The organism is Parashewanella hymeniacidonis (assembly GCF_016900895.1).
GTDB lineage: Bacteria > Pseudomonadota > Gammaproteobacteria > Enterobacterales > Shewanellaceae > Parashewanella > Parashewanella hymeniacidonis.
Map to the genome: position 1 here is coordinate 18,158 of NZ_JAFEUN010000060.1, position 11,657 is coordinate 29,814.

7 protein-coding genes and 1 pseudogene are annotated in these 11,657 nt (G+C 39.9%); 4 read left to right on the forward strand and 4 right to left on the reverse strand.

The window, feature by feature from the left end:
• Position 1: 1 nt before the first annotated feature.
• Together JQC92_RS12865 and JQC92_RS22920 are read right to left on the reverse strand one after the other, a co-directional pair.
• The gene (locus JQC92_RS12865) at positions 2-961 is read right to left on the reverse strand and encodes a hypothetical protein (RefSeq protein ID WP_205000038.1); all 960 of its coding nucleotides are present in this window, start codon (positions 959-961) and stop codon (positions 2-4) included.
• 648 nt (positions 962-1,609) lie between these two features.
• Positions 1,610-6,871: a S8 family serine peptidase gene (locus tag JQC92_RS22920; protein ID WP_205000039.1), complete on the reverse strand. Its 5,262-nt coding sequence runs from the start codon at positions 6,869-6,871 to the stop codon at positions 1,610-1,612.
• 398 nt (positions 6,872-7,269) lie between these two features.
• Between JQC92_RS22920 and JQC92_RS12875 the strand changes: the two genes are divergently transcribed.
• The 4 genes from JQC92_RS12875 to JQC92_RS23070 are packed head-to-tail and all read left to right on the forward strand — an operon-like array spanning position 7,270 to position 10,366.
• Entirely contained in the window at positions 7,270-8,076 is an 807-nt protein-coding gene (locus JQC92_RS12875) for a MipA/OmpV family protein (protein ID WP_205000040.1), read from the forward strand.
• Positions 8,066-8,473, forward strand: coding sequence for a DUF3019 domain-containing protein (locus JQC92_RS23205; RefSeq protein ID WP_129946847.1), 408 nt, complete (start codon positions 8,066-8,068; stop codon positions 8,471-8,473). Before JQC92_RS12875 ends, JQC92_RS23205 begins: the two co-directional genes overlap by 11 nt.
• Positions 8,470-9,141, forward strand: a complete 672-nt coding sequence (locus JQC92_RS12885; RefSeq protein WP_205000041.1) for a response regulator transcription factor — start codon at positions 8,470-8,472, stop codon at positions 9,139-9,141. The genes JQC92_RS23205 and JQC92_RS12885 overlap by 4 nt, the downstream gene beginning before the upstream one ends.
• 13 nt (positions 9,142-9,154) lie before the next feature.
• Positions 9,155-10,366, forward strand: a complete 1,212-nt coding sequence (locus tag JQC92_RS23070) for an ATP-binding protein (protein WP_205000042.1) — start codon at positions 9,155-9,157, stop codon at positions 10,364-10,366.
• Positions 10,367-10,860: 494 nt separating this feature from the next.
• Here JQC92_RS23070 and JQC92_RS12895 read toward each other — a convergent pair whose 3' ends face one another.
• A complete protein-coding gene (locus JQC92_RS12895; protein WP_205000043.1) occupies positions 10,861-11,115 on the reverse strand; it encodes a hypothetical protein in 255 nt (84 codons plus the stop codon).
• Between the two features lie 50 nt (positions 11,116-11,165).
• Positions 11,166-11,534 (reverse strand): annotated as a pseudogene (locus JQC92_RS12900) (tyrosine-type recombinase/integrase); the annotation flags it as partial.
• Positions 11,535-11,657: the final 123 nt, after the last annotated feature.

Genomic DNA, 11,657 nt, shown 5'->3' on the forward strand with positions numbered 1-11,657 from the left:
GCTAACTTAAACTCGGCGCTTTCCAAGTAAATTCATCCGGTTGTTCATGGACTTTTCTTGGTTGAGTGATATTTGTTATATCAACAGTTTGAAACCATTCAGGAAAATATGGATGGTCAGGAAAAGTGTAGTCAAGCTCTCGTCTTGCACATTGAGCTAATCCAATTAGATTTAATGGGAAATCCCAGTTTCTGTCATTGACTTTTCTACTGTGAGCTGTAAAACGTTTTATAGCATCAGCCATCGCTTCTTGGTACTTTTCTTGCCCTCGTTGACAGAACACGGCGATCATTACATTCATTATTGGAATGTCTAATGCTTCAATATGAGGTAACGAATCTCCCGGATGGTTGGTTGGAAGTTCAATACTCATATACTCTCTCAAAGCATATTCAATTCGTGCTCCGTCAAAGCTTAATAATGCCTGCATTAAATCAAACTCAGCATACTTAAATGGCGACATATACTGTGCATTTTCATCTAGGGCAATGTCATCTTTAGAGAATTGCTTTAATAATTCCAGCCCTTGCTTATCATTAAAGAAAAGTGCCATGGTTATAGCTTTCAACCAATCACTATTCTGCAAGTAAGAATTTAAACGTCTCCCATTCCTGTTAATTTTTATACCATCGAAAGCTAATTCAAATGGATGTGTGATATCTGGTTGAAGATGCACTTTAAAATGCGTGAGTATTCCTTGGTAATAATGATTTAACCACCAAAGACTTTCTGAGTGCGGCCTTTTATAATGAATAGAGTGTGCTAAACCATTAAGGTAGCTTGTTCCCATATTAAATTCATACGGACTGCTTGAATCATCACTCTCTAATTTAACTTGTGATTCCTGCTGGATCTTAAATCCTCTAGTTTCTCTCCATATATCTTCTTCATAACAGAAGCTAGGGTAATAATCAGGGTTTTCTTTAACAAGCTTTTGGTAATGATGTACTCGTATTCCCATCTGAGCCTCACTGAATTTCTTAGCATAAGATAAAAAGTAAAAATTAATCTTTGAGTGCCACACTTTGAATTACTAAAAATCCACTTACGTGATCTTTTTTCCAAAAACTTTTTGCTGTGTGGACACTTGGTGGACAAATCAAAGAAAAAGGGCTTAGCATTTCTGCTAAGCCCTTGTTTTATTTGGTGGAGGCGGGGGGATTTGAACCCCCGTCCAGAAAGCCTACATCCTTTCTAGTCCACACTAAAACAAATACTTAGCTGATTTTATTAACTTTTATTGACGGTATTCAATGGTATCTAATGTATGTAAATGAAGAATGTCGCCACTTTGTCGCCACTTTTTTCAAAGAGTTTTTTATTCAACGTCACTGATGAAATAAGAACAAATTTATCAAATGCGACAGTGAAGTTTTGAAGCGTTCACCAATACTTTTGGTGTAAATTGTCAAACGAAGTTGAACGTCCTGCTTAAGGTTCAGCATAGCAAAATAACTTGCCTGTATTCGATGAGTATATACCTGACTCAGTTCGCCAATGATGATCAGATGAGACTAGTTTTCTTTGAAAAACTGTGTTGGTATTCGCAGTTATAAAATAAAAAGGCTGGAAAATCCCAGCCTTTTATAGATTAACAATTTAACATCATCTAACGTTTCATTCTGCGACGTAGCCCAGCCATCATTAGCATTAGTACTGCGATACCGCCTAAACTACCACCAGATTTTTTCTTTGGAGTAACGGTTTCTTGGGTTGGTGCAGCCTGAACTTCAATCGTTACCGACTCAGTGACAGAGATTTTGCCGTCAGAAATTTCAACATCAAACCCGTAACTTCCAGCCGAAACATTGGTGAGTTCAATGTTTGCTGTGCTCGGCAATTCACCCAAATCAGTGCCGGATGTTTGCGTCCAAGTAATTGCAAGTTCATCACCATCAACATCATTAGCGTCAACACTTAAGGTTAAGCTGCCGTTCGCTGCTACGGCTGATACTGTATTAATGACAGGTGCATCTTCACTTGGCATAACGGTTAAGTTAAATGAAGAGGTAGCTTTATCCATTGGATTTTCTACATCAGCCACCGTCACATTCAAGACTGTTTCACCTGAAAAATCAGCGATTGGGCGGAAGCGAACGGTACTTCCAGCTTCATGGGCGTCAACTTCTGACTCAATGCCTTCGCCGGTTACGCTGATTTGATTAACACTGTTTGTTTCATCAGAGTAAACCACATTCAGCTCAACCCAATCACTGTCTTCATCTACCTTCATGTCCTGATAAGGACTGACACTGATGTTTGATGGAATGGTCAGTGTTTGTGACATTTCAATATCATTCATACCATTTATTTGGCTAACGGCTGTTGCCGTTAATGATTGTCCTGACATATTGCTCGATACCAAACCATTCACTGTTACTTCAAATTGTGATGATTCAGGGCCTACATAGTCATAACAAACTACTAATCCCTCTTGTAACACTTGATCAAGGTTATTGAATGCAACTTGTTCACCCGCTACTTCACTATAACGACCATACCAATTGCTCAAACCAGATACGCCTTGCAAACCAACTGCACCGCGTACATCACCGTTGAAGTTAACTTCATCATAAGCCATGATGACTTCGAATTCGTTATCTGCAAATCGAGTATTCATGTTGAGGATAAGTTCAAAGTCGAAACGATCGCCGAAATCGCCATAGGTAACAGTTCCAGTTTTGAAGTCATATCCCTCATAGGTCATAGTGCGAGCATTATCATATTCAATGATGGCCCAACCATTATTGGTACCTGCAAGTGATACCCCAGAGTCGTAACTTAACGGAGCGCCCATGGTCTCTTGTACAAAATTGCCATTACTTGCTCCCCAACCACGAGATAAAGGTGCAAGATAGTTAGTTAAGAAACCTTCTGCTGGGATTGGCATTGTTAATGGAAAGAATACACTATTTTGATCTAATGCTACGGTTCCCATAGGTCTAATTACTAGGTTATTCGTGGCGGTATATTTATGGTTATTAAACAGTGCATACGATGAATAGCCCGTTCCAAAAGCCGATACTGGAATGCTTATTCCTGCTCGGTTGAAATCTGGGTGAGCATCAACCACTGGGTCAATTCCACCATTAGCTAAGTTAATGTAACCACCATTACTGCCTAAGCCGACATCTGGCGTACGACACATTGCATCTTCGAGGTTAGTGGTGACGTTATAGCTTTTTTCGATATTTCCTGTGTGCTTTTGAGTACCAGATATCGTTAATACACCAGCTTCCAGAGTCATGGTTTCAACAAACTCTGATTGTGAAACTTCAACTTGTGAGAGGTCGGTAATAAATCCATCAGGCAGTTGTGCGGTAATCGTGTATTCACGCTCATTACCACTGATATTAGGTAATGCTTTGAAGGTCAAGCTGGAAGCTTCTCCTGCTCTTTGTGAATCGCTCTGCCATTTCATGCTTACATCACTGGCACCTCGATTGAGCGTTAAAGGAATGATCCCCAAATTTCCAGCGTTTGTCTGAGACGTGCCTATATCAACGGCTGAGTAATATTGATCACCTTCAGCCATTGATTCGATATTCCAAGACAGGTCCCCTTTAACCGGATTCGAGCCATCGGTAGATGGAACTGCGAAGCTCATATCGGCTGATGTTTGTTCTCCTACGACACCGTACGCATATGTGAAGGTATCATCATGTTCTTCTGCGCCAGGGAAAAACCCATGCTGGTTGTGGATAGCAACCCAGTAATTACCTGCTTCAGGAAGATTAATGTTACACATATTTTTACGACCATTACTGTCTGATACACAGATGGTTTCATCGTAAGGCTCGATTTCGCCGTTGTTATTAAAATCACGTCCAATGTAAATATGTGGGTTACCGGCTTTCCAACCGCTATCACCAATACTACTCGCCTCGGATAAAATCTCTACTACGAAACGCTTTGAACCTTCTGGAATAGCGACATTAAAGGTGTGAGTTGCTTCATCAATTAGCTCAGCTTTTTCACCTTCACCGCTCCGATTCCAAGGCGCAAAGTGGTCATCATCTTTTGGTAAGGTTACAGTTTCAGGAACGGCTTTCACCGCTGAGAATACCCGAGTAAATGGGGCTTCAACCTGTGGCAGCATAAACTCATTAGATGTTGCACTGCTTTGATTACGGTGCGCTACTACATCAAGATTTGATGGCAAATCACCGCCATTCAGCTTAAATACCATCGGCATTCTCATTTCTGGAGATTGCTCTGAAGTTTCATTAATCAACATGTGAGAATGCAGTTCTACTTCTGAGTTACCAAAAATGCTTTGTGCATCGGTAACCGAAGCTTTAAACAGTACGGTTTGAGTCTCGCCTGCTTTTAAACTAAAGCTTGCTGGCGAGGCAGAAACATCAACACCATGTTGTATAAACTGTCCATCAGGGTTTGGCGAAAAGTTGTAAACAGGTTCATTGGTAATTTGGTAAGTACCATCTTTCGTTGCTGTAAATGTTCGAATCCACTGACATTCTGGTTCACATGAAAAGTTAACCAACTCTGGCACGTTCAAACGATGCATTTCACCACCGTTATCTGGGTCAGCCATTTTAAAGTTGGTGCTGCTTTCATCTAGCACTAAACCTGCATCTACCGCATTAGCAACATTGATTCGGCCTGTACCAGCACGATACACAGCAGCTTCAAAACGTTCATCTTTTGGTGTATTAGAATATAATGCCATGGTAACTTCAGGCTCTGCGGTCATTTGCAGAGCAGAGTGGCGTTGTGCAGGTGTCCAATCTGGGTGTGCTTCGGTTAGTAATGCTAATGAACCAGCAACGTGTGGGCTTGCCATTGAAGTACCGCTTAAAAAAGCGAAATCAGCAACTACTGGTACACCACCTTCGATATATTGCTCAAATGGCGCCTCATCACGATAAGCTGCATAGATATCAACGCCCGGTGCCGATACGCTTGGCACTAAGTGCTCTGGGTTACCGATACTTGGACCACGGGAAGAGAATACCGCAAGCGCATCTTGACGATCTTCATCGATTTCACGACTCACATCAGTTTTAGATAGCGTAATTTGGTATTTACCTGTTTCACCACCATCAATCCATGTATTCAAGCCTTGGTAATTATTCGTCCAATCACCATAATAAGCACCATTACTCAGATGGATGCCCGGAACGGCATATTTATCGGTGTAACCAATGTTAGAAAAATCACCATAAGAATCAGTGTTGTAGAGTATGAGTCCTTCTGCTCCTCCCGCCACAACATTATGCGACTTTTCGACTCGACCGTTCTCACCACGCTCACACACTACGATGATATCCGCATCTGAACCATCTGATTCGGTATAACCCAAGCTGTCAAAAGTGCCAGCTGCAAACGGAGCTAAGCAGCGAGCATCTCCAAAATCAGCAGCTTTGACTACAATTCCCGTCACACTGTCACCATTAATGCCGCCACCTGAAAGCTGGCTAAACCCTGCAGCTTCTTCTGCAAGTGTCGGGTTAGTGATTTTAGTATCTATCTCAACGGTACGGCCATGCGTGGTTGCTGCTACATTCAACAACCACGGTGCAACATTGTCGATTTGCTGTAAATATTCGGTTCCTTCTGTACCACCGCTATTGCCTGCCGCTGCTGCGATTGAAATTCCTGCTTCATTTGCAGCTAAAAACGCCAGTTGTACTGAATCATCCCATGGAGACTTATGATCGACACCACCTATCGAAAAGTTGATGACATCTACACCGTCGGTAATGCTGTCTTCAATGGCTGCCACCAAGGCTTCACCCGGACAACCTCCTAATGGGTTACATACCTGATACGAAACAATATTTGCGTGTGGTGCGACGCCACTGATTTCTGGAAATAAACCTTCAACTAATACATCACCATCACCAGCTTCTTGTATTTGGCCGCCGACAAAGTCAACATTGATCAAAGTATTGCCAGCTGCAGTCGATGCAGTGTGAGAGCCGTGACCATTAAAGTCTTCACCACCTTGTGGTGTCGGTCCCCAAAAATATTCACTGTAGCCATCAGTAATTACATCATAAGTCCGTACACCAATGAGTTTGTCATTACACATGGACTCATTACCTTCGACGGTACATTCACCCACGTAATTCCCAGTCCCCCAAGGATTGGTATGATCAAACCCATCACCACCGATATCAGCAAATGAGACGTGATCGGTATTTACGCCAGAATCGATGACACCAACAATAACGCCTTCACCTTTAAAGTTTGTTTTAGCTTGTGTTTGTCCGTTCCAAACTTTATCAGCCTGAATGAGTTTAGGGCCATCATCAGTCTGTAATTGGTATTCTTTTGAGCGTTGAACTAAACGTACGTTCGCCATTTTAGCTACTTGCTCGGCTTGCTCTTGCGTCATCTTTATGGTGAAGCCATTAACGGCGTTAACAAACTGCATACGTGCAGAGTTACCAGAAGCGATGCTGCTTACTTGAGTGATAGCGCTACTTTGTTTTGCTTTTAATTCAGAAGTGTAAGCCGTAATCGCTGAGTGTTGTGCTTTGCCTTGACTAAATATTTTTGATGAGGTGGTGTTCTTAGTTCCTTGAACCGCTTGTTTACCAAACTTACTTGCTACAGGTTTATCATTTAAATGGATAATGTAAACATGCTCACCAGTAATACCTTGTTCTTTCGTGAATTTTTTGCTGGCTTGGGAGCGAATTTGAACGTTATAACCGCCATTGCGAAGAATGTTATTATCCTGCGATGACGCACTTTGTTGGTAAGCTTTGATTTGCTCGGCCGTCATTTGAATCGGTCTAAGTTTAATATCATCTTGTGTGTTTGCCAGTCCGTGTGCACTGGCTGCAATGCCTGTCGCATACAAGCTGGACAAGATCATGCTTGTCAATCTAGAAACCTTCATGGTTTTCCTCTTTTATTGTTATAACAATTTTTAAACATTGTCTTTTATAACGAGTAACAAGTGATTAAACTGTACCAATTTGTACCAATTACTTTGATTAATAATCCATACTTCGTGCATGGTTAATAATTGCACTGTTTTCATTACTTGTAGGTAACACATTGAAAAACTCTGTTTTCTTAGTCGAAGTTAAATGTTGAAAAGGTATTTTAAACAAAGTGATAGGTTAGGTTTTTTGTTTGGATTACAAATGAGTTTGTAGAGCATCTACTGTTAATTTACTATCTGATTTGTTAGTGTGAATTACATATTATTTCACATTACAAATTTGGTACATATTCATCAAAATGAAGACGTTTTGTTATCACTTTATTTTCTTAACCCTCAGCTTTACTCCTATGTTAGGAGTAGCTGCTGATCCGAATCAATTTGTAAAAAGCAATACTTGGGAGCTATCTGTTTCAACGGGATTTGGAAAAATAACTAATCCAGTAAAAGGCAATAAAGACCTATCTCTCTGGCTGTTACCAAGTATCAATTACTATGGCGAAAACGTTTACCTTCATAACACCGATATTGGTTACAACCTTTTTGAGAATGAACATGTTTTTATTGATATTTATGGAAAACTTGATGAGCTGAGTTTATTTCATCTTGATAATGCGTCACTAAGCGCAGCTGCCGTAAGTCCGTTCTCTCCATCAAGGGGGCCTCAAAGTGATATTTCGATAAAGGTTCAAAGATCTGCAACTTATCTAGCGGGAACTAAAGTTGGCTTTAGTTTTGATAAACAGCAGCTTTCCTTCGAGTTGTTGACTGATGTGCTTGGAGTGCATAATGGCTACCAACTCAGTGCCCTTTACCAGTGGCGTAATTCATTCAATTTTGGAAAAGTGAGTTTTTCAACGAGCATTGATTATTTTAGCTCCAAACAAAGTGGCTATTATTTCTATTTAAATGAAAGTGATACCCACAAAATTTCTCCTCTTTTTATGCCTTCAAACGACTCTGTGTTTACGCAACATCCAGCTTGGATGCCCAGCGTAAAACTAGAATATGTTTATCCTTTTAGTGAGCAGTTAAGCTTTGTTAGCTTCTATCGATATCAGCATCTAAATCTTGAAAGAGAAGACACATTACTGATTGATACTTTCAATCTGCATTCATTTTTCTTCGGTTTTCACTGGAAGTTGTATGCGGGTTAATTTGTCGGTATCAAATTCACTATTATTGGTTTGTATATCCTGGTTTACCCTCAGCGGATCTGCTTTGGCTAAAGCTTTGCCACCTAATTTTAGTGTTTCTCCAAAAGCGTGTGTTATCCCGTCATACTCTAGCAGTTGTGAGATTGTGCTTTCGTTTTCTTGGAAGACCAAAGCTGGAAATCGATTTTGTTTGTATCAGCAAAATGTTGACACACCTTTGCACTGTGCAACTTTAGGAAATAAAACGAATTTAAAAATCCCGTTTTATCTTAAGTCGACAACCACATTCTTTCTGAGAAACTCAACACAACAAGTCGCTGAGCAAACGATAAAAATTATAAAAATGGATACTAAGGAATTGCGCCGTAGACGTAAATCGGCATGGAGTTTGTTATGAAGCATATTTTACTTATTGAAGATGACATCGAGCTTGCAACACTTATCAGGAGTTATCTGTCTAAACATAATTTTCGCATACTTCACTTAAATAGTGCTTATGGTCTTGAAAGTATTACTCTAAATACGATCGATTTGATCTTATGTGATATCAATTTACCAGGTAAAGATGGCTTTCGAGTATTAAGCGAACTTAAGCAATATTATCAAAGACCTGTAGTCATGCTTACAGCCAGAGGTGATGATAAAGACCATATAAAAGGGTTACAGTTTGGGGCAGAAGATTATCTAATCAAGCCTATAGCACCTCAGTTGCTGCTAGCTAAATTAAATAACATCCTTAAACAACAGGTAACCACTATTGATGAACATATTCCCAATATAAAATTGGATCGTTCTTTAGGTGAGGTGAGAGTGGGCGAACAATCTCTATCCTTAACACCAAGCGAGTTTCATCTGTTTGCTATTTTTTACCAACACTTAGAACAACTCATTACACGTGACGAATTATTTACTTACTGTGTCGGTCGTGAATACGACGGTCTAGCCAGAACGATTGATGGCCGAATTGTACGACTAAGAAAAAAGTTGGAATCTTTAAGTTCAGAGGTTTTGCAATTAAAGACCGTGTGGGGAAAAGGGTACTTGCTTACCCATGCAAATCATTAGTTAAGGTTATACCGTGTCTAAATCATTCATGCTGCTGTTAGCCTTGCTTGTTTCAACCGTGGTAACTTCTGCATTTCTTGTTGAAAGATGGTTATTACGTTCTAATGTTCCGACAATCGAACTTAATTATAAGCAACTTCAAAAACTTATCTCGAGCTGTGAAAGTAACGATGAACAATGTCATTTGCTGAGCGGTAAAAATATCGATCCTCAACAGCTCTATTTGAGCAATGAAGTTAAGCAGGAGGTTCTTGAAAAAGGCATCTTGCTGTTGAGCAATGACGAACAACAAATGCTTCTGCTTAAACTTCGGCAAGGATTCTTTCAGATCAGCCTTCCATCAGAATTAATGGCCATTGAAGAGCGCAATGAATACGGCACAATAGCATTCTATCTCCTCAACACTTTTTTATTATTGATGGTGTTGTTACCACTTTATTTCACACTTCATAAACTTAATAAACAAGCACAAAAAGTCTCAAAAACAGGTTATCCAGAACCGATAAACATAGCTTATCCAACCATGTTATCGCCATTGATTTCAAGCTTTAACGCCATGGTGAATAAATTACATCAAACCATTGATTTACAGCGAGAACTTTCGGCAACCGTCTGCCACGAAATGAGAACGCCACTCAGTAAAATCAGTTTTATTAATGCCATGATGGAGGATGTACCACTAGAAAGAACGAAACAACAACTCAGTAAAATTACCGATGACATGCAGTTATTGGTGGACGAATATCTAAAGTTTTCTAAACAAGAGCATCAATATTCACAAATTAAAATCATCCAGCAAAATATGTATGAGTTATTAAATGAGTCATGTGAAAAGTTTCAAGAGCACATACAAGCTTCGATAAGCTTAGAGTGCAACCTACGTCAGCAAGCTGTTTTCGAAAATCGGTCATTGGCGAGAGCAATAAATAATTTACTTTCTAATGCCGCCAAGTATTGCCACACCAAGATTGCAGTGTCTTTTGTCGAAGAGAAGCACTTTTATGTATTAACCGTCGAGGATGATGGTCAAGGGTTTAAAAATCTTCAACCCCAATATCTTCCTTTTCAACAAGGTCAACAAGCCATAGAGGGCTACGGTTTAGGGCTTGCGATAGTCAGGCGAGTTATGGATTGGCATCAAGGTCGAATAACTTTGTCGCATTCTGATAGTTTAGGCGGTGCAAAAGTCAGTTTAGAGTGGCCTAAATTGATAACTGCAGACTAGAACTTACAAATTTTTTCGCTTTAATACCTTAGAGACTCTCGAATGTTTTGGTCAAGATAAAGAATATGACGTTTTTCCTTATCCAGGATTAGCTAGATGAATAGCAATATATACCCATTTCGATAATCCATGGATGAAATGTTTCTGGACGTAGTAAATTTGAATGTTAATATTTAATAATTAATTCAGTTACCTACATGTATTATTGGTGAGTATATATATGCTTCTATGCGGATTTTTAGGGAGTATGGCGACAGCTGTGCCGCCATTTTTGATGCCATGGATAAAGAAAAAGGGCTTAGCATTTCTGCTAAGCCCTTGTTTTATTTGGTGGAGGCGGGGGGATTTGAACCCCCGTCCAGAAAGCCTACATCCTTTTAAGCCCACACCGAAACAATCACTTAGCTGATTTTATTAACTTTTATTGACGGTATTCAATGGTATCTAATGGATATTAATGAGGAATGCCGCCACTTTGTCGCCACTTTTGACAACTAAAAAACTTCGAAAATTGTAACTAGCTCTCCACTTGGTACTTTTTCGCTGAACGCAATCCAGCCTCGGTTATTGTTATTTGCGACTAATAAAGTATTGCTAATATCTACAGGAGAAATCTTGGCTATTTTCTTTTCAACAAGCCAGTGGCTTATGTTTGTGTAAACATTTCCTTTTCGCCCTGTAGCAAAATAAATATTGTACCCGTTAATTTTATTACCTAGAAACTGCGTTTCAATTTCTCTTACAGGCATATCATGTCCTTTTAATCGAATAAAATAGCTATAATATTTGAACACGTTTCTTACAAGTTTGCGATAGGGTTTTTGCTAATGGCATCTTCTAAATGCGTAGGAGCAAAATGAGCGTAGCGCATTGTATCTTTGATGTCTGAGTGACCTAAGATCTCTTTCAACACTAATATATTGCCGCCATTCATCATGAAGTGGCTGGCAAAGGTGTGGCGGAGAACGTGGGTCATTTGTCCTTCTGGAAGCTCTATTTTGGCTCGTTTGACAGCTTCTTGAAATGACTTTCGGCATGGTCTGAATAAATTACCTCGTACTCTTGGTAACTCATTTGCTAATTCTGGCGAGATTGGGACTGTTCGGTTCTTCTTACCTTTAGTTTTTGTGAAAGTGATTTTATTAGAAGCCACTTGGCTTCCTGTTAAACCTGTCTCTTGATCAGATCTTAGTGCATTTCTCCGTCAGCTAGCATTTCTTTCGCCATCCTATATCCAACGACATAAGATTGAAGGGTATCCCAACCTTCCCAAATCGTTTCCCAACCTGCT

What these genes read in the sequence shown, in the direction of transcription:
- JQC92_RS12865 (WP_205000038.1), bottom strand. Translation starts at nt 961, where the DNA reads ATGGGAATACGAGTACATCATTACCAAAAGCTTGTTAAAGAAAACCCT.
- JQC92_RS22920 (WP_205000039.1), bottom strand. Translation starts at nt 6,871, where the DNA reads ATGAAGGTTTCTAGATTGACAAGCATGATCTTGTCCAGCTTGTATGCG.
- JQC92_RS12875 (WP_205000040.1), top strand. Translation starts at nt 7,270, where the DNA reads ATGTTAGGAGTAGCTGCTGATCCGAATCAATTTGTAAAAAGCAATACT.
- JQC92_RS23205 (WP_129946847.1), top strand. Translation starts at nt 8,066, where the DNA reads ATGCGGGTTAATTTGTCGGTATCAAATTCACTATTATTGGTTTGTATA.
- JQC92_RS12885 (WP_205000041.1), top strand. Translation starts at nt 8,470, where the DNA reads ATGAAGCATATTTTACTTATTGAAGATGACATCGAGCTTGCAACACTT.
- JQC92_RS12895 (WP_205000043.1), bottom strand. Translation starts at nt 11,115, where the DNA reads ATGCCTGTAAGAGAAATTGAAACGCAGTTTCTAGGTAATAAAATTAAC.